27 protein-coding genes are annotated in these 21,201 nt (G+C 50.4%); 24 read left to right on the top strand and 3 right to left on the bottom strand.

Features of this window, described 5'->3' with window-relative positions:
* The first annotated feature begins 33 nt into the window (after nt 1-33).
* From BN1247_RS09940 to BN1247_RS17735, 4 genes are all read left to right on the top strand, one after another.
* Nucleotides 34-351 (top strand): DUF2642 domain-containing protein, encoded by a 318-nt coding sequence (locus BN1247_RS09940; RefSeq protein ID WP_054950243.1) that lies wholly within the window; start codon nt 34-36, stop codon nt 349-351.
* 220 nt (nt 352-571) lie between these two features.
* Nucleotides 572-1,867, top strand: a complete 1,296-nt coding sequence (locus BN1247_RS09935) for an IS110 family RNA-guided transposase (RefSeq protein WP_054948550.1) — start codon at nt 572-574, stop codon at nt 1,865-1,867.
* A 415-nt stretch (nt 1,868-2,282) separates the two neighbouring features.
* Entirely contained in the window at nt 2,283-2,966 is a 684-nt protein-coding gene (locus BN1247_RS09930; protein WP_054950242.1) for a hypothetical protein, read from the top strand.
* Nucleotides 2,967-3,059: 93 nt separating this feature from the next.
* Nucleotides 3,060-3,212: a hypothetical protein gene (locus BN1247_RS17735; RefSeq protein WP_157360859.1), complete on the top strand. Its 153-nt coding sequence runs from the start codon at nt 3,060-3,062 to the stop codon at nt 3,210-3,212.
* Between the two features lie 44 nt (nt 3,213-3,256).
* Here the strand turns inward: BN1247_RS17735 and BN1247_RS09925 are convergent, their stop codons facing one another.
* A complete protein-coding gene (locus tag BN1247_RS09925; protein ID WP_187119762.1) occupies nt 3,257-3,655 on the bottom strand; it encodes a protease complex subunit PrcB family protein in 399 nt (132 codons plus the stop codon).
* Between the two features lie 250 nt (nt 3,656-3,905).
* Here BN1247_RS09925 and BN1247_RS09920 point away from each other — a divergent pair, with 250 nt between their 5' ends.
* From BN1247_RS09920 to BN1247_RS09895, 6 genes are all read left to right on the top strand, one after another.
* Nucleotides 3,906-5,615: a DNA repair helicase XPB gene (locus BN1247_RS09920; protein WP_054950240.1), complete on the top strand. Its 1,710-nt coding sequence runs from the start codon at nt 3,906-3,908 to the stop codon at nt 5,613-5,615.
* Complete coding sequence (locus BN1247_RS09915) at nt 5,612-7,537, top strand: helicase-associated domain-containing protein (RefSeq protein ID WP_054950239.1); 1,926 nt, start codon at nt 5,612-5,614, stop codon at nt 7,535-7,537. Before BN1247_RS09920 ends, BN1247_RS09915 begins: the two co-directional genes overlap by 4 nt.
* A gap of 81 nt (nt 7,538-7,618) precedes the next feature.
* The gene (locus BN1247_RS09910; RefSeq protein WP_054950238.1) at nt 7,619-8,041 is read left to right on the top strand and encodes a YlbF/YmcA family competence regulator; all 423 of its coding nucleotides are present in this window, start codon (nt 7,619-7,621) and stop codon (nt 8,039-8,041) included.
* Nucleotides 8,042-8,185: 144 nt separating this feature from the next.
* Nucleotides 8,186-8,896 carry a hypothetical protein gene (locus tag BN1247_RS09905; RefSeq protein ID WP_054950237.1) on the top strand — a complete coding sequence of 237 codons (711 nt, stop codon included), beginning with the start codon at nt 8,186-8,188 and terminating at the stop codon, nt 8,894-8,896.
* 96 nt (nt 8,897-8,992) lie between these two features.
* Complete coding sequence (locus BN1247_RS09900; RefSeq protein WP_054950236.1) at nt 8,993-9,265, top strand: YlbG family protein; 273 nt, start codon at nt 8,993-8,995, stop codon at nt 9,263-9,265.
* Nucleotides 9,266-9,377: 112 nt separating this feature from the next.
* On the top strand, nt 9,378-10,586 hold the full coding sequence (locus BN1247_RS09895; protein WP_054950235.1) for an MFS transporter: 1,209 nt from the start codon (nt 9,378-9,380) through the stop codon (nt 10,584-10,586).
* Between the two features lie 167 nt (nt 10,587-10,753).
* Here BN1247_RS09895 and BN1247_RS09890 read toward each other — a convergent pair whose 3' ends face one another.
* Nucleotides 10,754-11,887 carry a cation:proton antiporter gene (locus BN1247_RS09890; RefSeq protein ID WP_054950234.1) on the bottom strand — a complete coding sequence of 378 codons (1,134 nt, stop codon included), beginning with the start codon at nt 11,885-11,887 and terminating at the stop codon, nt 10,754-10,756.
* A gap of 258 nt (nt 11,888-12,145) precedes the next feature.
* On the opposite strand from BN1247_RS09890, the gene BN1247_RS17985 reads away from it, so the two are divergent.
* From BN1247_RS17985 to BN1247_RS09885, 3 genes are all read left to right on the top strand, one after another.
* Complete coding sequence (locus BN1247_RS17985; protein ID WP_197278550.1) at nt 12,146-12,271, top strand: sporulation protein YjcZ; 126 nt, start codon at nt 12,146-12,148, stop codon at nt 12,269-12,271.
* A gap of 151 nt (nt 12,272-12,422) precedes the next feature.
* The gene (locus BN1247_RS18410) at nt 12,423-12,548 is read left to right on the top strand and encodes a hypothetical protein (protein WP_261796036.1); all 126 of its coding nucleotides are present in this window, start codon (nt 12,423-12,425) and stop codon (nt 12,546-12,548) included.
* A gap of 270 nt (nt 12,549-12,818) precedes the next feature.
* Complete coding sequence (locus BN1247_RS09885) at nt 12,819-13,460, top strand: hypothetical protein (RefSeq protein WP_054950233.1); 642 nt, start codon at nt 12,819-12,821, stop codon at nt 13,458-13,460.
* 79 nt (nt 13,461-13,539) lie between these two features.
* On the opposite strand, the gene BN1247_RS17730 is transcribed toward BN1247_RS09885, so the two are convergent.
* Nucleotides 13,540-13,836: a hypothetical protein gene (locus BN1247_RS17730; RefSeq protein ID WP_147675225.1), complete on the bottom strand. Its 297-nt coding sequence runs from the start codon at nt 13,834-13,836 to the stop codon at nt 13,540-13,542.
* 299 nt (nt 13,837-14,135) lie between these two features.
* On the opposite strand from BN1247_RS17730, the gene BN1247_RS09880 reads away from it, so the two are divergent.
* The 11 genes from BN1247_RS09880 to BN1247_RS09835 all read left to right on the top strand — a co-directional run bounded on the left by BN1247_RS09880 (nt 14,136) and on the right by BN1247_RS09835 (nt 21,066).
* Nucleotides 14,136-15,485: an ISLre2 family transposase gene (locus tag BN1247_RS09880; RefSeq protein WP_187119684.1), complete on the top strand. Its 1,350-nt coding sequence runs from the start codon at nt 14,136-14,138 to the stop codon at nt 15,483-15,485.
* 188 nt (nt 15,486-15,673) lie between these two features.
* Nucleotides 15,674-16,405 carry a glucosamine-6-phosphate deaminase gene (nagB, locus tag BN1247_RS09875; RefSeq protein ID WP_054950232.1) on the top strand — a complete coding sequence of 244 codons (732 nt, stop codon included), beginning with the start codon at nt 15,674-15,676 and terminating at the stop codon, nt 16,403-16,405.
* A gap of 370 nt (nt 16,406-16,775) precedes the next feature.
* The gene (gene minD, locus BN1247_RS09870; RefSeq protein WP_054950231.1) at nt 16,776-17,576 is read left to right on the top strand and encodes a septum site-determining protein MinD; all 801 of its coding nucleotides are present in this window, start codon (nt 16,776-16,778) and stop codon (nt 17,574-17,576) included.
* 28 nt (nt 17,577-17,604) lie between these two features.
* Entirely contained in the window at nt 17,605-17,898 is a 294-nt protein-coding gene (locus BN1247_RS09865) for a cell division topological specificity factor MinE (protein ID WP_054950230.1), read from the top strand.
* A 121-nt stretch (nt 17,899-18,019) separates the two neighbouring features.
* Complete coding sequence (locus BN1247_RS09860) at nt 18,020-18,400, top strand: hypothetical protein (RefSeq protein ID WP_054950229.1); 381 nt, start codon at nt 18,020-18,022, stop codon at nt 18,398-18,400.
* Nucleotides 18,401-18,555: 155 nt separating this feature from the next.
* Nucleotides 18,556-18,774, top strand: a complete 219-nt coding sequence (locus tag BN1247_RS17140) for a spore coat associated protein CotJA (protein WP_074011114.1) — start codon at nt 18,556-18,558, stop codon at nt 18,772-18,774.
* The gene (locus BN1247_RS09855; RefSeq protein ID WP_054950228.1) at nt 18,771-19,037 is read left to right on the top strand and encodes a spore coat protein CotJB; all 267 of its coding nucleotides are present in this window, start codon (nt 18,771-18,773) and stop codon (nt 19,035-19,037) included. Before BN1247_RS17140 ends, BN1247_RS09855 begins: the two co-directional genes overlap by 4 nt.
* A gap of 25 nt (nt 19,038-19,062) precedes the next feature.
* A complete protein-coding gene (locus BN1247_RS09850; RefSeq protein ID WP_054950227.1) occupies nt 19,063-19,632 on the top strand; it encodes a manganese catalase family protein in 570 nt (189 codons plus the stop codon).
* A 112-nt stretch (nt 19,633-19,744) separates the two neighbouring features.
* On the top strand, nt 19,745-20,113 hold the full coding sequence (locus BN1247_RS09845) for a hypothetical protein (RefSeq protein ID WP_054950226.1): 369 nt from the start codon (nt 19,745-19,747) through the stop codon (nt 20,111-20,113).
* 76 nt (nt 20,114-20,189) lie between these two features.
* On the top strand, nt 20,190-20,417 hold the full coding sequence (locus tag BN1247_RS09840) for an alpha/beta-type small acid-soluble spore protein (RefSeq protein WP_054950225.1): 228 nt from the start codon (nt 20,190-20,192) through the stop codon (nt 20,415-20,417).
* 136 nt (nt 20,418-20,553) lie between these two features.
* Entirely contained in the window at nt 20,554-21,066 is a 513-nt protein-coding gene (locus tag BN1247_RS09835; protein WP_054950224.1) for a hypothetical protein, read from the top strand.
* Nucleotides 21,067-21,201: the final 135 nt, after the last annotated feature.

The raw sequence follows: 21,201 nt of genomic DNA, 5'->3' as shown, positions 1-21,201 counted from the left end.
GAGAGGCACATTTTACTATGGAGGAGGTCAATTATGGGGGAGAAGAAGCCCATGATGCCGTTCGAATCGAGCAGTCACATGAAAAAAATGCATCGACCGCCGTATATGCCGTTTCACCATCGTCCCCATCGCCATCGTCAGCACCACTACCATCACCCGAAAGAGCCGTTTTTTGTAGAGCGGATTCACCGCTTTCTCGGGCACAGGTGCGAGGTAGCGACTGATTGTAAAACGTTGAAGGGCGTATTGAAGGAGGTCGCACAAGACTACATCACGCTGCGCGTCGACGGGCGCGAATGTTGCATCCGGATAAAAATGATATGTTTCATTTGTCCGATCATGGATCCGTGAGTTCATTAACGGTATCTGACAGCGCAATGCGAACGCCACTGTATTGCCATCGCGAAACGATTACTGTAATTGGGCCAAACAGTCTTCTCATATTTTAATGACAGGGAGCCATTCCTGTAATGAATTAATTTGAGGTTTGCACAAAAAAAGTGCCTCCAGTAAGCTTGGGTTAGAATGTAGCGCTACACTCATTCATCCCAAGGCAAAAGGAGACACTCACATGAAGTATAAGATGAAACAGAAGAAAAATCAACGCATTTTACGCATGACCGAAAAAACCTTAATCGTTGGGGCAGACATTGCCAAGCAGACACACGTCGCTCGTGCGATCGACTTTCGGGGGATCGAACTCGGAAAAGACTGCGTGTTCGAGAATACGCACCAAGGGCTAACCAAACTGGTGAAGTGGATGAAGGACTTAAAACAGGTTCACAACAAAACAGATGTGCTGTTTGGCGTTGAACCAACTGGACACTATTGGTTTCCTTTAGCGGCATTTTTAAAAGAAGAAGGCATCAAAGTCGTTGTGGTTAACCCACATCATGTCAACCGAAGTAAAGAGTTGGAAGACAACTCACCGACGAAAAACGACTACAAAGATGCCAAAGTGATCGCGGATCTTATCCGCAACGGTCACTACGCTGAACCGAAGTTCCCGACACAGGTTTATGCCGATTTACGGATCATCATGAACCTGCGAGAAAAAGTAATGGTGAACTTTAATCAAGCAAAACTGCGTATTCAGAACTGGCTAGACCGCTTCTTCCCTGAGTACCATCAAGTGTTTAAAGACTGGGAAGGCAAAGCATCGCTAATGACCTTGCGTGAATTTCCAATGCCCAATGAGATTGTCGCTTTAGGCGCCGAAGCCATTCTCAAGCATTGGAAATCGGAAGTGAAGCGGGCTGTCGGGATAAAGCGCGCCGAGAAGTTGGTGAAAGTAGCGACAACTTCTATCGGGCTTACAGAAGGCATGTATGCCGCGAAGATTGAATGTTCGATGCTGCTAGATCAGTACACCTTGTTAGCTGACCAACTAGAAGAGATCATGCGGCAAGTGGAGCAACTGCTTGAGAAAATCCCCGGTACCGAAGCAATGATGACCATTCCCGGTGTGGGCATTGTCACACTCGCTGGTTTTCTAGCAGAAGTGGGTGATTTAAATGACTACGACCACGGGCAACAAATCATCCGCTTGGCGGGGTTGAATCTCAAAGAGAATAGCTCAGGCAAGAAGAAGGGGAAAGCGAGTATTAGTAAACGAGGACGTGCAAGGTTACGTGCCCTGCTATTCCGATGTGTCCTCCCGATGGTCGCTAAAAATGCCGAGTTTAAAGCGATGCATCGTTACTACACGACACGTCGTCACAATCCCCTGAAAAAGAAGCAATCGCTTATTGCCCTATGCTGCAAACTGATCAAAGTTCTGCATACGCTCGGTACGAGGCAGATTGCGTATGATGCGAAGGATGTTCTGGGTCCAGTGCGCCAGCAACAGTTACAGATGGCTGCTTAAAACGAATTAGCCAATCGTCGTGTGACCTTAAGTTTTTCCGTAGGGAAGGCAAAGACAACTGAAGCACGGAGTAGCCGCAGTACAATTTCCATAAGGGCAACGACCCAGTAAGGGAGCAAGAAGCGGCCTCCACCCCTTGAGAGGTAGAACGAAGGAATGTAAGGGCAATAGACCCCGTGTGACATGGGAGGGTAAACCGCAAGGGTGAAAGTGGAGATCCAGGGTGCGATCATCGCATAATGACTGGGGGAATATGGAATTTAGTGTTATTTCTCTGTTCCCGCACCAAACCCCGATCCCATAAAAACACAGTTATGCACTTATTATCCATCACACTCAAATGTCAAGGGCTGAAATACGGTGAATGAGTGAGGAAACACGAGATAAAACTAATTTATAGTGGGAGGGAAGGCGATTGGTTCACAATGATGAAAGTCGCGAAAATAAGTGGCAAGCCGGGGTAAATCAGCCGATTCCTGAGGGAAGCGGCTACCACGGCATACAGGGTGGTTACCCTTGGATGTACGGCGCCTATCCGTGGATGCACGGCGGATACGACGGTCGGCCGGGCGGCAATCCTTGGATGTACGGCGACGACAGTTGGCCAGGTCGTTACCCTTGGATGTACGGCCATTACGACAGTCGGCCAGGTGGTTACCCTTGGATGTATGGCCACTACGACGGTCGGCCAGGTGGTTACCCTTGGATGTACGGCGGCTACCCCGGTATGAATAGCAGTTACCAAAGTGATTACGGCGGCCACAAGCGCTTTCAAGCAGGGATCGGCAGTCACCCGGCAGGTATAGGCAAGCATTCGGGTATGCCCAGTGGCACGCACAGCGGCGCCGCATCCCGTTTTCCAATGGAGAATGGCTTTTATCCGGGGATGCCGTATGGCAATTATTACGATCCGTACGGTCGTGAGCGACGGGCGACAACTTACGGTTATGCACCCACAGCGCCCGCACCGCACGGATATGTGGCCAATCCGTATGGTCGACCACCGTATTGGCAGCCGTACGATCCCCACGAATCGTCATCTTCACCCGATTCGGCGTGGTATAAGACAAAAGAAGAAAGTGAGCAATCGGGGAGCTAAGTGCTCCTCTTTTATTTTTTGATGCCACAAATGGAACATAATTTTTGATGGAGCGGTTAAAATAAGCGTACTACGCAAAGGAGGGGTCCGCACGTGCTCTTTTTGAAAATACCTGACATCGGCAATCCGATGGGCGAACCCGAAATATATAGCCCTAAACCGGATCCAGAAATATTGTCGCCCCCGACGACGGATGTCCCTAACCCTGAAGATACGCCTGACCGCGAAAAAGAACGGAAAGATTAAAAGGAACAGAACGCAGCACTTATGTCGTGTTGCGTTCTGTTCCACTACTGATCGTTCGTCATACTCGTTTCTTTCGCCTTTTCTGTTCCTTCGACGTGAAACGTGACATCGTCTTTCGCATACTCCCCTTCGACAGAGACGACTGTGTACGGATAAGAAATGACTTGTGTCACAAACGCATCTTTCGCTGGCGCTTCTTCCGCGGCGTAAACGTGCACGTGTCCGTCTTCCTTCTCAACTTTGACGACTTGTATCGTAAACCCACCTGTCGGCCGCTCCCCGAGCGCGACAATAAAATAGGTGCGTTCGCCGTCGTGGATCGCTAGCTCACCGCCGTCCTTGTTAGCGCGCGCGAGCTTTTCTGCCTCGGCAGCGACCTTGTCCGGCAAGTGCGTCGTTTCCTCTTGCGTAAAGTCGAGGGTTTCCTTTGTTTCTTTGTCCATTTCAGTGGTTCCCCCTTTGTCGTCTGTTTTTGTGTCAGCAGCAGGTACCTGTGAACCACACCCGATGACCACAAACAAAATCGCGAACATTAGTAATAGTCCTGTGTGCTTTATTATACTTCTCTTCATTACTATTGATACCACCTTTTGCGCTATTTTTCCTGTTAGCGTTACTAGTCTCCCTGTTTTATGGATAAAAAGGTTCGCTCGGAACCATGCTATTCATAAAGACGATTGGGAGTGAGAAAGGTTGCACTATCGACCAAACAATCCTTTGATTGTGCAGAGCGATCATACGGTCTTACTAGAGACAGACCATCCTGTGGCGACGAAAGTTCGCGAAGAGCTAGCGACTTTTGCCGAACTTGTAAAGAGTCCGGCGCATTTACATACGTACCGGTTAACGCCACTCTCCTTGTGGAATGCCGCTGCGGCAACTATGAGTGCGAGCGAGGTCGTCCACTGTCTCACACAGTGGAGCAAATTCGACATTCCGCTCACCCTTATACGGGAAATAGAAACGCAAATGAATCGTTACGGCCTCTTTTACTTAGAAAAGCGGGGGACAAAGATATTCCTCGTGGCAAAAGAGCCGTCTGTGTTGGGAAAACTCGTGACTGAACCAACGCTCAGAGGCTGTTTCGCTGTCGATCATACGGTCGGCGAGGGACATGTCGGTTGCACTGACAGTGTCGAAATCGACGCGGCCGCGCGGGGCCGCGTGAAACAGCAGTTGCTCAAATTAGGCTACCCTGTCGAAGATCGCGCCGGATATGCAACAGGGGAACGGCTGCCGATTCAACTCAAACAGACGGCTTCCGGAAAACCGTTCGCGCTTCGCCCCTATCAGCGAGCAGCGGTTGACGCCTTTTATCGTGAGGGGTCAATGGCGGGGGGGAGCGGGCTACTCGTCTTACCGTGTGGCGCCGGTAAAACGATCATCGGGCTCGGTATTATGGAAAAAGTAGAGTGTGAAACACTCATTCTAACGCCGAATGCAACGTCCGTCAGGCAGTGGATCCGCGAAATATTAGAAAAAACAGATGTGCCGCGGGATTTCGTTGGCGAATATACCGGTGCGGCGAAAGAAGTGAAGCCGATTACCGTGGCGACGTATCAAATATTGACACACCGAGAGGGCAAAGAGCAGCCCTTTTCCCATATGCAGTTGTTTGCAGAGAGGGACTGGGGCTTAATTATTTACGATGAAGTTCATTTACTGCCGGCTCCCGTCTTTCGCGCTACTGCTTCCATTCAGGCGAAACGGCGCCTCGGCTTGACCGCGACACTCGTACGCGAAGACGGGCGCGAGGAAGACGTCTTTTCACTCGTCGGGCCGAAAAAGATGGATGTGTCGTGGAAGGCGCTAGAGACGGGTGGGTGGCTTGCGACCGCGACGTGTCTCGAAGTGCGCACACCGTTAACGTATGACAGGCGTCGTGCCTACGCAAAGGCGGGAGCGCGGCAAAAATACCGGGTAGCGTGTGAAAACCCGCGCAAAATCGGCGTCTTAAAGCGCATTATCGCACGCCATAACAACCACCAGATCCTCATCATCGGGCAATATTTACAGCAGCTCGAGCTCATTGCGACGGAAATCGGCGCACCGCTGATCACCGGTCGCACGGCACAAGCAGCGCGCGAAGAGCTGTACCGCCAGTTTCGCCTAGGGATTTTGCGTATCCTCATCGTCTCAAAAGTGGCCAATTTTGCCGTCGATTTACCAGAAGCGACTGTCGCCGTACAGCTGTCCGGTTCGTTCGGATCACGGCAAGAAGAAGCGCAGCGGTTAGGTCGCATTTTACGTCCGAAAAAAAATAACCGCGCCTATTTTTACACCATTGTTAGCCGGGGGACGGTGGATCAAGCATACGCCTTGAATCGGCAACGGTTTCTCGCCGAACAAGGGTATACGTACCGAGTCGTCGACGCCGAAGACATGGAAGAGGAGTGGCTATGACCGCGATGAACGTCTCGGAGTGTTGGCAGCAGTTGTCTGATAACGTACAAATGAAAATGGCTGCCCATCATGCGCCGTTAAACCGCAGTCAAGTGCCGCTAAGTCTCGCCGACCACGCCTATTGGCAGACTTACGCGCACGCGTTAAACGGTGATGAACAGCGTGTTTTACGCTGGTTTGCCCTGGAAATAGGCGCGCGCCCGTTTACTTTTTCCGAACTGACCAGTAAGGCGTTACCTTTGCCTAGCACTGCCTTTACAATTGCCTTGACCATCTTACGGCAACGCGGTATCATTTTTGCGGTTCGACAAAGCTGGGGGGAAACGGCGTACGTGCTTCCGACGGATCTTCGCAGTGCTTGGCTCAGCACGGTTTATGACCCGGTAGGCGAACCGGCAGAAGGAGTCGCTGTCCGCGAATTGGCTCCCCCGGGGCTATTGCACGACTTTTTTCATTTTCTCGTGTTGGTTGCGCGCGACCCACTGCCGTTAACGCAGGTAGGAGAGGTACACCGTCGGACCGTGCACAAGTTAGACGTCGAGTTAGATATGCCGGAGAAAGCGTTTACGGCGTCTAATTGGCTACCTACTGCTGCTAAGGTAGACAGCGATCGAAGCGACAGAGGCTGCGACAGTGGGGGCGGGAGCAACTTTGCCCTCGTCTATACAGTCGCACAGCAAATGGGCCTTCTAGCGGAACGCGAAGGAACGTTGCGTCTCGACGCACGTCGCCTGTCTCTCTGGCTGGGGCAAAAGTTACGCGATGCCGCGCACAGCTTGTACGAGGCGATAAAAACGATGCTACTAGGGACCCATCCACACATGGCAGCGTTCGTCTGGTGGATGGAACAACAGCGCGGCTGGGTACGTACGTCGGAAATGCCTATTTGGCAAGATGAATGGCAAGGTGAATGGATGCAGCCGCTGTTCGGTTTTGGCTGGCTCGAATGGGGTGAAGGGGATAGTGGCGGCACATATTGGCGTTGGTCCGCCTTTGCGCCGTTCGGCGCAGCAATCGCACCTGCTGAGTACCGCGGCTACGTGCAAGCGAATTTCGAATGGCTGTTACCGCTGCACATCCCTCTCTCGCTGCGGTGGCAAATCGCTCACTTTGCCGATTTAATCAAAACGGAGCAAATGTGCGTATACGAGCTTAACGAAAGAGCGGTGCAGCGGGGGCTAGCCGCAGGCTGGACGGCAGAAGAGATCGTTTCGTTCATCGGCGCTGCGAGTGTGTCCGACGTCCCGCAAAATGTTGCGGCGACGATCCGCCAATGGGGAGAACAGTATGCGTGTATTCGCTGTGAGCGCGTCGTGCTGCTCGAATGTCCGACTGTGCAAAGCGCCGCTCGCATCAACCAGCTGTTCGGTCAATGCACACAACGTACGGAAAAAGTTAGCGAGCCGATCATCGCGGACGGCTGCAACGTGGTGCAACTAGGCGAAAAGGCGTTTTTCGTACGAGAAAGCGATTGGGCGCCACTACAGCGACAGTTAGTCCAGGCGGGGATCCGTTCGGCGTGGCGGACGCAAGACGCCGACGCCGTAGCCTTGTCGCCCCTGAACGACCATACCCGATCGCGATCGAACGACCGGAAGAGGCCAAAATTAGAAGTCGTCAACACGTATCCAACGGTCGCGCAGTCCCTTCCACGTTTGGCGCAGCTGCCGAAAGTATGGACGAGCGACTTGCGCGAGTACCATCCGTCGACATTGCGGCACATCGTCAACCGCGCCCTCGAGTTACAATTAGACGTCGAATGGCAAGCGACAAAAGAGGCGACACGAACGGTGTTCCGGCCGACGCGGGTTTTCAACGCAGCCGGCGAATGGCTAGTGGAAGGCGTCGCTGCTGACGCGCAGCAGCTGCAGTTGCCGTTGCGTGAGATGACCTACATCCGCATACGCACCCCCACGTTTTAAAGCGTAAGGTTACAAGCGGCACTAAGAAAAAGTGTGCAAAATAGCGCGCTTGCTGTTACAATAAATTTGGGGGGATATGGGATGGCTTCCTTAGATTTTGTTGAAATTTTAGCAGAGGCTTCCAGCGTCTCTGACGAAATAATTAAAACGCCACTTGTCGCCCGCTACTTACAGTTAAAGCGGCAACTAGCCCAAGATGAGTCGGCGCAGCAATTAATTCAAGCGTTTCAAAAAAAGAAACAGCTGTTTGAAGAGGCCAAACGGTTTGGCCACTATCACCCGGATTATCATCAAGCAAAAAAAGAGGCGCGTGCGTTCCAACAGCGAATGGAACGCCATCCGACAATCGGCGCTTTTTTAAAGAGCGAACGCGAGGTGGACGAGCTGTTGTTTCACGTGAGTAAGACGATTGCGCACGCCGTTTCGACCTCTGTAAAAGTGTCGGCAAACGACCCGCGCTTAGAACGACAAGGTCTAAAAGAGTCGAAGAGCAGTTGTGGCTAAGCAGTGTGCGATCGCGGCAAGCGCTATAAACAGAACGCGCAACCGCTGTCAAATTCGTTTGGCAGCGGTTTTTTTGAAAAGAACGTAACGATTGAAACCGAATAGGCTTCTATATCGTCCTATAATATAGGAGGGGAGAAAGCCGTGACGGGGAAAAAGTGGATGGTTGTTGTACTAGCGATCAGTATTGTACTTCTTTCTGGATGTCAGTTTATTTTCGGAAACGACCAGGCGCAAGTCCTGTTTACAGTACTTGACGCGTCTGAAGCGGATGTTGACCAGGTGACACCGCAAGCAAAAATCGTTAATATTGGCGACAAAGCCATCGACATCCTCATTAGCGGTGACACGCTAAAATACGGTTCGTACCCGCTTCTCGTCAGCAATGTGCAGGCGAACAGCAAAGAAATACAGATCGAGTTAGATTGGGAGAAAAGCAATCATAACGAAGGAGAACAAACGGAATCATTACATAAAATGGTTCGGATCGAGAAAGGCAGCTGGTGGAAGGACAAACGGCTTCCGCAAGTGACATTGCGCAACGTAAATGGCGGGGAATTGATGGCCAGCAGCAGTTCGGATCACGTGCGGCAAGCTGCGTACAAGGCGTTACCAAACCTGAAAAACAAAAAAGTGTACCTGAAATTTTATTTTGAAAACCTAACGGCGAGTGACCCGAAGGGCGTATGGGATGTCACGGTCGTCGGGAAGACAGAAAAAGAGCAAGGCGAACCGTTACACGTCGTCGCCAAGTTAAAAATAACTGACCGAGACTTAAGCGTTGACGCAGGTGAGGTGTCATACCGTTCACCGCAGAGTGGCGCCATTGTGAAGGTGGAACAGTTAAACGAATGAAAAGTTAAACAAATAATTGTTGCCTTCAGCCATTATTCGTGCTATTATGAAACAAAGTGTTGAACTTCCCCTTCTTATCGAAAAGGAGTTTTTGCAATGCAAATAGCAGAGCGCACGGGCTTAGCTGTTTGGGTTAAAGACCTACGTAAAGCCCGTTCCCTTGGGCGTTACGGAAACATACACTACATGTCGAAGAAGTTGAACTACGTCTGCATGTATATTGATGCGCGGAAGGAAAGTCAACTCATGAACCGCATCCAAAAAATGCCGTTTGTCATTCGCGTCGAGAAGTCTAAGCGTAAGGAAATACCTACAGAATACGACGGGTTACTCGATCAACCATGGCTGACGCTCATAGGACAACAATAGGACAGTCTGCAGAAGCAGGCTGTTTCATTTGAAGATAAATTTCGATAGGCGAAATATTACCGGCACGAATGACTGGTAGAAGTGGGAACGACTTAAAGGAGATGTACAATTGATGGATTCATGGCGGCGAAATGTATGGATTTTAGCCGTAGCGCAATTTTTAGTGATGGCCGGGGTTACGATGGTCATCCCCTTCTTGCCGCTCTACTTGCGTGATTTAGGTGTCACTGACCCGGATAAAGTGCAAATCTGGGCAGGTTTTATTTTTGGGATTAACTTTTTCTCGGCTTTTCTCGTCTCGCCAATTTGGGGGACACTGGCCGATAAGTACGGTCGAAAATTAATGGTCATCCGCTCCGGGATCGGGATGTCGATTACAATCGTCCTCATGGGGTTGGCGACATCCCCTGTTCATTTGTTGCTGTTGCGTTTCGTCAACGGACTCATTTCCGGCTTTATGCCTGCGGCGATCGCCTTAACCGCTACGAATACACCGAAACACCGCGTCGGGTATGCCCTCGGCATTTTACAAGCGGGCGGGGTGTCTGGTTCGATTATGGGGCCGCTATTCGGTGGTTTACTTGCGGAGTGGATCGGTTTCCGCGCAATTTTCACCATAACGGGATTCGTCATCTTGGCCGCGACGATGGTCGTCTTATTCAAGGTCACAGAATTGCATAAGCCGGATCCGTCAAAAGTGAAAAGAGCGAGTGTACGTGCCGATGCGGCCCTCATTTTGCACAACAAATCACTCGTGCCACTGTTTACTGTTGCTTTTCTCATCCAATTCGCGATGATGGGTCCGTCGCCGCTCATGTCGCTGTTCGTCCTAGAACTCGGTGCCCCGGGCGGGTATGTCGTCTTTTTTGCCGGTCTTGTCACTGCAGTCACAGGGCTCGCGAACATTATGGCCGCCCCACAGCTCGGAAAATTAGGGGATAAGTACGGTTCACAGTACGTCCTTATGGCTGCTTTAATCGGCGCGGGTCTGTTCTCCATTCCACACGCCTTTGTCAGTTCTGTATGGGAATTGCTTATTTGGCGCTTCATGTTAGGGTTGTTTATCGGCGGCCTCTTGCCGGCGCTCAACTCACTCATTAGTCGTCACGCGCCGGAAGGGAAAGAAAGTGCTGCTTACGGCTACAGTAACAGCGCCGTGGCTCTCGGGAACATGCTTGGACCGATTACTGGTGGGTACGTGGCTAACTGGATCGGTATTGAAGGGTTGTTTTTAGTGACAGCAGCGCTTCTGTTAATTAACAGCGTGTGGTTCCGTTTCTCCTTCGTCAGCTTCAAGCGGAAGGCGATCAGGAGTAGTTAGCGTTAGGCGGGTAGGAACTTATTGAACGACAATGCGCCTCCGAAGCAGGATGTTGTAACGATCGCGTGCCAACGTCCTGTGCGGAGGCGCATATTTTGTTTGGCGTAACATTGTCCGGTCGACATGTAGTGGTTCGATTGATTTGTCGTCGTTTCTCTAAACGAACGTTAAACGAACGTTTTTTTCAACATCGGCGGTGTCACGATCGTCGTTAAAATAACTACAATGATCATCGCCGTATAGTATTCGACGGGTAAAATTTTTGCTGTCAATCCGAGTTGGGCGATAATGAGCGCCACTTCCCCGCGCGAGATCATCCCAGAACCGATCGCGATCGAGGAACTCGTGTTGAAGCCAGTCATGCGGGCGCCTAAGCCGCAACCGATCAACTTCGTCAAAATGGCCAAAATTGTCATTCCGACGATGAACCATATTTGGTCGCCTAACCCTTCAAACGTTACCGATAATCCGATGTTAACGAAGAAGACGGGGACAAAGATCGTGTAGGCAATCGGTTCGACCGAACGCTCTACTTCTGCTTTGTATTCGGTGCGCGAGAGCGCTAACCCGGCGGCGAAAGAACCGATAATTCCCGCGACACCGAGACTTTCCCCTAAGAAAGCTAAGCCGAAACAAGCGATGAGTCCACCGCTGGCGATGACGTATGTCACTTTTAATTTTGACATAAGGCGCATGAGCCACGGTATAAGTTTCCAACCAATTAAAAAGACGAGTACGAAGAAAAGCACTTGCTTCCCGATGACGAGCAGGACGCTTTCGTCTGCGCCAGGGGTTTCCAGCATGAAGCTCGTCATAAAGGCGAGTAAAATAACGACGAGAATATCGTCGACGACTGCCGCGCCTAATATGGTGACACTTTCCCGCGTTTGTAGTTTTCCGATGTCTTTCAGCGTTTGCACGGAAATGCTAACGGATGTCGCAGATAGTAAAAGACCGAAAAAAACCGCCTCGATATCGTTCACCCCGATGAGTTTCCCCGCTAAATAACCGAATAACAAGGGGAAAATAACACCGCCGACTGCAACGGCGAGCGAGGAGTTACGGTTCCTGTTCAATTCGTTTAAATCTGTTTCTAGTCCGGCGACGAACATGAGCAATAACACTCCGATTTCAGCAAACTGGTGGATTAAATCATCGTATTCGATCCATCCTAACACAGCCGGTCCGACGAGCACACCGACGAGGAGCTTGCCGAGTACGGGGGGTTGTCCCACGCGCGCGGATAAATCCCCAGCTAGTTTAACGCATACCAAAATAATAAGAAGCTTTACATAAAACATGCCATACTCCTTTCGCTAACTACCGAATCACAATTTTTTCCGGGGGAGTTAATGATTTGTACAGCTCACATTATAATATTCCTGTCAGGTGATAGCAACTATTACGAACGGTCGGCGGTAGCGGAAGAAGGGGGTCACGTCGCCGTTTGAGGCAGTTTCAAAAAAGTTGGGCCATTCACTCAGTATAAGTGCGTATACAGGTTTAACGCCAGTTCCATATAGTGTAATAACTTTGGCATGGAAGGAGGACACAAACGAATGAGTACGGGATACGGCGGTTACGGCGGTTACAAAGGTTATGGCGGTTACGGTTTTTACAATTACCGTGGCTTGCTCCTATTAATCCTGTTGATCATCATTTTCTTCTGGTTCATCTGGAACTAACCTCTCTTGTCAAAGTAACGCCCGGCACGTATGCCGGGTTTTTTTTATCTAGAGTGACAATTAAACGAATGCCCACCGCTAACGTCTATACGGCAGGATGATTGTACGCATACGATATGTTGAATTTAATAACAAAGGAGGACTTTGCTACATGGGAGTAGATGGATACGCAGGCTACTCTTATCCGGTGAAAGGAGCATACGGCTTCTTTAACTACCGCGCATTGCTGCTGTTAATCCTGTTGATTATCATCTTCTTCTGGTTCATATGGAACTAGCCCTCTAACGATGCCTGGTTAGGCGTTTAGCTGGGCATTTTTTTCAAACATTTATCTTTTATGCTAAACAAATGTCCATACGAACCTCGCCATACAGGCATACGATATGGTGATTGCGAAGAGAGAGAGGAGGTCTGTCGCCTATGAAGAATTACGCTGGATACGGTTTTTACAACTATCGCGGGTTGTTGTTGTTAATCCTGTTGATCATCATCTTCTTCTGGTTCATTTGGAACTAAGGCGGAAAGGGCGCAGAAAGGAGGGGATGATTTGCTAAAATCGCTTATCATGCGGCGGATGCGTGGAAAGTATCCGGGCGTCTCCAAGTTCGGCCCCGGCCCCGGTCCTCCCCGGTACGGCATGCGGCAAAAAGGACGCCTAGGCAAAGGCAAAAGACGCCGCTTGTTTAAACCAGGTAAAGGGGGTCCGCCAGGTCAAGGATACGGCCCATACGGCGATCCTGGCATGGGTGGCCCTGGCTTCGGCCCCGGCATGGACGGCCCAGGTATGGGTGGCCCTGGCTTCGGCTCCAGCATGGACGGTCCAGGTATGGGTGGCCCTGGCTTCGGCCCCGGCATGGACGGTCCAGGTATGGGTGGCCCCGGCTTCGGCCCCGGCATGGACGGCCCAGGTATGGGTGGCCCTGGCTATGGCCCTGGTATGGGCGGGCCACCGCTTGGTCCCGGGTTCGGTCCTGATGGTTTCCTAGGCATGGGCCCACAAGGGTACGGATTGGGTATCGAACACGAACCCGGATTCGGTCCGAGGGTGGGCGGTCCGCCGCCTGGTCCTGGAATGGGTGGTCCGCCGTCTGGTCCTGGGTTCGCCCCGGGCGTGCAAGGGATCAGCCCGGGTATGGGGCGAGTGTCCATTCCACGCTCGGGTTTTCCGAGCGAGAGCAGGAATTTATAGCAACATAAGTGAAAGCTGCTGCCCGCCACTTACGGGCAACAGCTTTTTTTGTCTCACGGGGCTAGTCAGTGTTTCTCCGTTAGAAGCGTACGCCCCCAATAAACCAAAAGATGACGATGATGAGTAAGATGAGTAACAGCAAACGTCGCGGGTTAGTAAAGAAGTTGTTCGTGTCGCTAGGTGTGCGCTCCGTCAGAGGAGTAGCGTCCAGTGTGCGCGACCGCGCAAAGGGCGAGGGGCGCCAAGATACGTAGCCGTAAGGATCAAACGGGTAAGGGTGTCCGTAGAACCACCACCGACATTGGGGACAGTCACACATCGGTGACGGATGGTATTGGATCGCTAAGCCGTGCACAGTGTATGGTAGATCGTACATCGCCCTCATCTCCTCGTTTAAACACTATAACATATGAATTCGCTCGTCTTTCTGATAACAAAAAATGACCCCCCACGCATCAATTGAGGCGTATGCCCCCTCTCCCGAACGCAGAAGCGAACGCCCACAGAAATTCACGAGTATGTGTAACATTTCTCTCGAAGGGTTTTAGCAGGAATTTGGAGGGAGAATATAGAAAAGGAAGACCTAAATAGTACTCCTAACCACCACGAAAGGAGAGGTCTTCCTTGAAAACCATTATACCAGAAATCGCTACTATCTTGGAACAGTCTACAGATATGTTGTCGTTTTGGGAAAGCTTACGTATTCGCCTGATGGAAGTGATGGCTGATCTGTTCGGAGAATTTTTGGAGCAGCTCGATCAGATGATGACGACGCATTACAAGGAAAAATACGGTTGGAAAAGTGAGCGATTGGACAGCCGGGAGTTCACCAGTTTTTTTGGGACAGTGTCCTATAAACGCCACTTGATGTACGACCGAAACGGAAACGCACATTACCCTGTCGATGAGGCAATCGGTTTAAAACGCCGTAAAAGATACAGCCCAGACCTTATGATGCTCGGAGCAGAGTTAGCTGCAGCGCCGGGAATGACCTACCGCCTCGCCTCAGAGGTCACGCAAAAACTTGCCGGTATAACGATCAGCCATACGACGTTTCAGCGCTTAGTAAAAGAAGCAGGTGAAGCTCAAGCTGTCATGGATGCTGAAAAAAGGGATCGAATTTTTGAGGATACGGTAATTCCTAACTCTCCGTCCGTTAAGCACTTATATTGCGAAGCAGATGGCTTATACGTCAAAGGGAGAGGCAAAGGAATAGAGATCAAAAATATGCTTGCCTATACCGGGTGGGAGCAAAACGGACAGCGTGTCTCGTTAACAGATCGTCACGTCTTTTCTACCGTTGAATCGGTGGATGACTTTTGGGAAATAGGTTATGCAGCGATTCGACATCGTTGGGATCTCTCACATACACATGTGGCGACTAATGCGGATGCGGCTTCATGGATCTCTGAGGAACGCGTTCAAAATACCTTTTCTGAAGCGACATCGGTTGTCCGCCAATTGGATCCTTTTCACGTAAAGAGGAGTATTCGTCGCGGGTTGAGCCGCCAGCCAAGGCTCATTCCTCAAATTGAAAAGGCAATATCCGAAAAAAATAAGGATAGGTTTAAAGCGGTGATTGATACGGCACAGGGAAATGCAGAGACGGAGCGAGAGGAAAAGCGTATCGAGAACATGCAGAAGTATCTTGAAGGGCACTGGGAGATCCTCTGCGACTGGCGTGAGGTTAGTCCAGACGTGCCAAAAAATGCTCGTAGGATGGGATGCATGGAATCGAACCAGAGACGTCTGGCATACCGCATGAAACGTCGTGGCATGTACTGGAGTGAAGAAGGGGCTCAAGCCATCGCCAAAGTACAACAAGGCGTTACCAATGGGACGTTGAGACAGGCATTATTAACTGTCTGGCCCAACCGCCAAGTGACACAAAAACTAAAACGCCATGCGAGGCGAATAGGTAAGTCGGATCACATTGGGGTTCAAGTTGGCAGGATCCAAGTAGGTGCCGCATCAGCTTCAAGTGCTATTGGGTATTTGGATAAGGTGGTTAATCGCCGTCCTTGAAGAGTTAACTCCTCAAGGGCGGACAACAAGTGAACGTTAGGGAATGACATATTTAGGTCTTTAAATCCTTGATCCTGTAAGGTCGTCGAGTAAAGCTTGACACATACAATTCACGATTAGACGTGAACAGGCACTCTGCGCTATGATATGATGACTAGAGACAGGTTATTTCAGGGAGGTCGTTCAACTTGCAATTCCAAACGTTCGATACATATGAGGCGCTAAGTAAAGCTGCTGCTGTGGCCATAGCAGAGGAAGTTCGCGCTAACCCGCGTGCCGTCCTCGGGTTGGCCACAGGGAGTACTCCTCTCGGTTTATACCGCGAATTAATTCGTCTTCACCGCGAAGAAGGGTTAAGCTTTGCACAAGTGAAGACATTTAACTTAGATGAGTATTACGGACTCGCACCGGATCACCCGCAGAGCTACCACCATTTCATGTGGGAGAACCTTTTTTCGCACATAGACATTTCTAAGGAAAACATCAACATACCGTCAGGGACTCCAGACGACGTCGATGCATACTGCCGTGCCTACGATGCGCGAATTAATGAGGTAGGGGGCATTGATCTGCAAATTCTCGGCATCGGAACGAACGGACACATCGGGTTTAACGAACCAGGGGAGGAACTTACGCCGCGTTGTCATCGCGTACAATTGGCTGAGGCGACGATCGAAGCGAATGCACGGTTTTTCGACAACGCCGCTGACGTACCGCGTACGGCGATCACGATGGGGATGGAATCGATCTTACAGGCGAAGAAAATTATGTTGCTGGCGAACGGGGAAGCGAAAGCCCCAGTCATCGGAAAGCTGCAAACGAGTGGCATTACGACGCAAATTCCAGCGACGTTGCTACGGTTACACCGTCACGTGCACGTTTATGTCGATGCCGCAGCAGCTTCGCAATTAGCGCGATAATCGATGAGAGAGAAACCGGACTGCTCAGTTAGAGGGTTCGGTTTTATTCATTAAAAAAAGGAAACGGATCACCCCCCTCTTAAATATGGAAGATATTTCCCGACGATGCATTAGTGACACTTCAAAACAGTTATCCTCGTTCACAACAGTAAGCGCACGGCTGCAAAACGCACGGTTGAAAAACGTATGGCTGAAAAAGTTGCATAGTAATCGCGCTGCGCGACAAGCAGTCCGTCGTATTTATGCGACAAGCAGCCGTGCAATCTGTTAAAATAAGAATAATGAAAGCTTACGAAGAAAATGAGCCCGGTACAAGGCGATCAACCGGTGCTGTTTCGTTATAGCGATAGACAGAAAGGAGACCGTAAAAATGGCGAACGAATCTGTTGCGATTACGGTTACGAGTGGGAAGGGGGGCGTCGGGAAGTCGACGACAGTTGCTTCGGTCGGAATGGGGCTTGCGCGCTTAGGAAAAAAAGTATGTCTCATGGATACCGATATTGGCCTCAGGAAGCTCGATTTAATGGTCGGGGTAGAAAATCGCATCGTGTACGACTTGGTCGACGTCGTCGAGGGGTCTTGTAAATTGAGACAAGCACTCGTGCGCCACAAACAATACACGAACTTGTACTTACTTCCCGCCGCCCAGACGCGCTACAAGGAAGAAGTGTCACCCGCACAAGTAAAAGACGTCGTCGACAGACTGCGTGAAGATTTCGAGTACATCCTCATCGATTCGCCGGCAGGTATCGAAGGTGGTTTCCGCAATGCGATCGCCCCCGCCGATCGGGCGATTCTCGTCGTCAACCCGGAAATTCCGTCTGTTCGCGATTCAGACCGCGTCGTCGGTTTGCTAGAAGCTGCGGAGCTGCACGAATTAGATCTTGTCATCAACCGCGTCCATACGCAAATGATTGACGAAGGTGATATGCTCAGTGTCGAACGGATCCAAAATCACTTATCGATTAATTTGATCGGCGTCGTCCCGGAAGACAAACGCATTGTTCGCTCTTCCAACACAGGCGATCCTGTCATCAACGACGAAAAATCGCCTGCGGGAAAAGCCTTCTTTAACATAGCCAAGCGTTTGACGGGGGAAGATGTTCCGTTTTTAGAGTTACAGGAGAAGGGTTTTCTAGCGAAGCTCAAGCGGCTATTCAGTACCGCTTGACAAAAATACGGTAGGGAGGCACGAGGCGATGAATTTCATTGAACGTATTTTAGGTCAAAAGAGTCGATCCGCCGATACAGCCGACGACCGCTTGTCACTCGTGCTAAGTTACCAGCGGATGCAAATTAACGAAGAGCGGTTAGAAGCATTTGAAAAAGAACTAATCGCATTATGTGAACGATTCGGATTTGATGTCGTCGGACAAGTAGAGGTGCGTCCGCAAAGCACATCCCGCAATACGGTACTCAATGCAAATATACCGGTAAAAATGCGTGGCAGGTCCGACATCGAACAAGAAGTTCGCCGCGCGCGCGGTTTGTAACGATCATCGCCCATAGCGTATGCGTATAAAGGGTGCCGCCCCTGGGAACAATAAACTAATACAGGTTTGCGCAAGCAAAACTGTAAGCTTTAGCTGTAAGAGTTTTAGGGGGTGGACAACGGTGGGGAGCTTAGTTGTTCCAGATGACGCTATTGCGGCCGCCATATCGAAAGATGCTATTCTTCTACAGCAAACACGTCAGTACAAGCAGGCGAACGCATCGCTTCCACTTATTTGGCAGCGTCTCGTGCTGCCGGCCTTGCTAGCTAAGTTACGATGTGCGCCGGCAGTGCCAGTTTCTTGCTCTGAACAAACGCTACTCATAGACTTACAAACGATCGTTAAAGGGCGTGAACAGTGTCAACGCGTGTTACACGTGTTGTGCCGATACGACTATTTACGTCGCGGCGAGGCCGGAGATTTCGTCGCCGGTACGCGGCTGTGGACTGACGTAAACGCTGCGCGCATGATGAAAGCACTGAACGTCAAACTGAGCGATTAGCCGTTGTAACGCTCAGGTACATAGCGATCGAATCAGCGAAAGGGACTCCCCTGTGGGCGAGTTCTTTTTTTGCGCCCATTTTTGCGGAAAATGTGCCTTTACCTAACGGAAACGCATACTATGACGTTGACAAACGCGGAAGGAGGGCCAATGTCATGTTCACACAGCGTAAAGCTTACTATCCGTATATTAGTCCATTCGATCCTTGTCCGCCGCAGCGGGTAAAGACGTATGAAACCCCCCCTCAACTGTATATGGTGTATCAACCTCCTAACTTACCCCAATACGGGCCGTACGAAGCGCTCAAGCGCGGCACATTATGGCCGTGCCTTTTCAGTCCTTACGAAAGCTCCGGGAGGGGTGACGGATCATGAAGGAAGAAGCCCTTCCAAAACAGTATTACCGCGAGCTCGGCGATTTACAGGCAATCGATTTTGTACTGATGGAGTTACAGTTGTATTTGGACACACACCCGGACGATCTGAAAGCGATCAAACAGTTCAACCGATTGGCGTTGCACCGTAAAAAAATGAAAGAGTCGTTCGAGCGCCAATTCGGTCCGCTACAGAGTAATGGCAACAGTCTTTCTAAACATCCTTGGGAGTGGTCAAGGGCGCCGTGGCCATGGCAAGTTTAATTATTAAACAGGAGGGGAACGGACGATGTGGGTGTATGAAAAAAAACTGCAATACCCGGTCCGCGTCAGTAAATGCGACCCGCGCATGGCGAAGTACTTATTAGAACAGTACGGCGGGCCGGACGGGGAACTTGCCGCGGCGTTAAGATATTTAAACCAACGCTACACGATCCCGGATAAAGTGATCGGTTTGTTAAACGACATCGGGACAGAAGAGTTTGCGCACCTCGAGATGATCGCGACGATGGTGTACAAACTGACGAAAGATGCGACGGTCGAACAACTTAAGGCGGCTGGCTTAGGGGAACACTACGCCAATCACGACCGCGCCCTCTTTTATGAAAATGCGGCCGGTGTCCCGTGGACCGCCACATATATTCAAGCGAAAGGCGATCCGATCGCCGATTTGTACGAAGACATCGCCGCAGAAGAAAAAGCGCGGGCCACGTATCAATGGCTTATCGACATGACGGACGATACCGACCTGCAAGACAGCCTGAAATTTTTACGTGAACGCGAAATTGTTCACTCTATGCGTTTCCGCGAGGCGGTGGAAATTTTGAAGGAAGAGCAAGGTCGAAAAAAATACTATTAATAATATGTGTACAACTGACCCACACTATACGTACTGCAAGGCGTTCGGAACTGCCGAGCGCTTTTCATATTGGACAAGAGGGCACATATATGAGGATGTGAGGAGGTATTTAATGGACGAAAGCGCCTTATTGCGTTATTTTCAAACGGAAGCTGCTGCCCGCGCCGCGGCGAAAGAGCTGAAACAGAACAATTTTACAGAAGTACAAGTAAGTGTCGTGTCACCGTATCCTGGCGCTAATGCGTCTGACTTGGACAACCCGATCAGCGAACCGATCGCCTCACTCGGTACGGAAATATTAGAAACAGATGTGGCAGGTCCGGACGAGGGTGTCCTTCTTGCCGCTTCGCCCGATGCGAGCGGCATGGCTGGCGGGGAACCACACCACAGCATGGAAAACTGGCTCGTCACTGTCGTGACAGAGACGAAGCGCCGCGAAGAAGCGGATCACGTATTAAAAAAACACGGTGCGTTACGTTAATTCCAAAATGTAGTACGCATGATGCCCTTCGTTTCTTCACATTCTAATCACACCAGCCAAAGGAGGTGAGAAACTTATGCCACAACAACAACAACATCGTGAACGGAACTCTAACCAGTTACTGGTTCCTACGGCTGAACAAGCTTTGGATCAATTAAAATTCGAAATTGCGCAAGAGTTTGGCGTCCAATTAGGACCGGATACGACTTCTCGGGCAAACGGGTCTGTCGGAGGGGAAATTACGAAACGCCTCGTTGCTTTAGCAGAACAGCAATTAGGCGGAGGCACAGCATTCCCCCAGTAATAAAAAATGAAATATAAATGGTTTCTGGGCAGCGGTCACGGCCGCTGCCCTTTAATGTGTCGTTTAGGACAACCCGCTACGCGTATGTTATAATTTTTATGCGAAATAGGTATGCGAAATAGGAATGTGAAAGGACATGAATACGATGCGATATCAAATTGCACAAGGATACGTACGTCGTTTTCAAGGTGTGTCGCGGGAGATGACGCCGGAGGAAGTCGCCAAAGACATTAACGAATACATAGAAGCGCACGGGCGCGTGTTGTTTGGTGCCATCACGTTAAACCCGGATGCGCTTTATCAGTACGGTACGTTAGCTGGTGTCGAGGCAGACGGCGAAAAACAGCTGTGGACGTGTACGTTCCGTCATGAAGAGACGAACGAAACCGCTCAAGTCACGTACCCGTATGCGAGTACAACCATCACTCACGATATCGAGTTCCCGATTGACGACGAACAGCGTGGCGTCGTACCGTACCGAGTGTTTTATTTGTCGTTTACGGGCGATGAACCTGTTACATTTTACATCGCGGCAGCTGATGAGGTGACTGATCCGTTAGACTGTGTCGCCGATTTTTATGTTCGCGCCCACAAAGTCGGTACGGACTTGACATTCGATAAACCGGCAGCTTGCGATCTAAAAAAGTGACAAACAAAAATAACCGAACTCGCTTATGCGCGAACCGCTGACGACCAGCGGTTTTTTTTGTGCGCATTTTTCTCGTCGCGGGTACGTTTTACCGGCCTAATTGCGACTAGATAGGGAAATGTCTATCACTCTTTT

The organism is Numidum massiliense (assembly GCF_001375555.1).
Lineage (GTDB): Bacteria > Bacillota > Bacilli > Thermoactinomycetales > Novibacillaceae > Numidum > Numidum massiliense.
This window is presented reverse-complemented; position numbering and strand designations above follow the sequence as displayed.

Coding starts and splice junctions, on each gene's coding strand:
- BN1247_RS09940 (WP_054950243.1), top strand. CDS start 34: ATGGGGGAGAAGAAGCCCATGATGCCGTTCGAATCGAGCAGTCACATG.
- BN1247_RS09935 (WP_054948550.1), top strand. CDS start 572: ATGAAGTATAAGATGAAACAGAAGAAAAATCAACGCATTTTACGCATG.
- BN1247_RS09925 (WP_187119762.1), bottom strand. CDS start 3,655: ATGGACAAAGAAACAAAGGAAACCCTCGACTTTACGCAAGAGGAAACG.
- BN1247_RS09915 (WP_054950239.1), top strand. CDS start 5,612: ATGACCGCGATGAACGTCTCGGAGTGTTGGCAGCAGTTGTCTGATAAC.
- BN1247_RS09910 (WP_054950238.1), top strand. CDS start 7,619: ATGGCTTCCTTAGATTTTGTTGAAATTTTAGCAGAGGCTTCCAGCGTC.
- BN1247_RS09900 (WP_054950236.1), top strand. CDS start 8,993: ATGCAAATAGCAGAGCGCACGGGCTTAGCTGTTTGGGTTAAAGACCTA.
- BN1247_RS09895 (WP_054950235.1), top strand. CDS start 9,378: ATGGATTCATGGCGGCGAAATGTATGGATTTTAGCCGTAGCGCAATTT.
- BN1247_RS09890 (WP_054950234.1), bottom strand. CDS start 11,887: ATGTTTTATGTAAAGCTTCTTATTATTTTGGTATGCGTTAAACTAGCT.
- BN1247_RS17985 (WP_197278550.1), top strand. CDS start 12,146: ATGAGTACGGGATACGGCGGTTACGGCGGTTACAAAGGTTATGGCGGT.
- BN1247_RS18410 (WP_261796036.1), top strand. CDS start 12,423: ATGGGAGTAGATGGATACGCAGGCTACTCTTATCCGGTGAAAGGAGCA.
- BN1247_RS17730 (WP_147675225.1), bottom strand. CDS start 13,836: ATGTACGATCTACCATACACTGTGCACGGCTTAGCGATCCAATACCAT.
- BN1247_RS09880 (WP_187119684.1), top strand. CDS start 14,136: ATGTTGTCGTTTTGGGAAAGCTTACGTATTCGCCTGATGGAAGTGATG.
- minD (WP_054950231.1), top strand. CDS start 16,776: ATGGCGAACGAATCTGTTGCGATTACGGTTACGAGTGGGAAGGGGGGC.
- BN1247_RS09865 (WP_054950230.1), top strand. CDS start 17,605: ATGAATTTCATTGAACGTATTTTAGGTCAAAAGAGTCGATCCGCCGAT.
- BN1247_RS17140 (WP_074011114.1), top strand. CDS start 18,556: ATGTTCACACAGCGTAAAGCTTACTATCCGTATATTAGTCCATTCGAT.
- BN1247_RS09855 (WP_054950228.1), top strand. CDS start 18,771: ATGAAGGAAGAAGCCCTTCCAAAACAGTATTACCGCGAGCTCGGCGAT.
- BN1247_RS09850 (WP_054950227.1), top strand. CDS start 19,063: ATGTGGGTGTATGAAAAAAAACTGCAATACCCGGTCCGCGTCAGTAAA.
- BN1247_RS09845 (WP_054950226.1), top strand. CDS start 19,745: ATGGACGAAAGCGCCTTATTGCGTTATTTTCAAACGGAAGCTGCTGCC.
- BN1247_RS09840 (WP_054950225.1), top strand. CDS start 20,190: ATGCCACAACAACAACAACATCGTGAACGGAACTCTAACCAGTTACTG.
- BN1247_RS09835 (WP_054950224.1), top strand. CDS start 20,554: ATGAATACGATGCGATATCAAATTGCACAAGGATACGTACGTCGTTTT.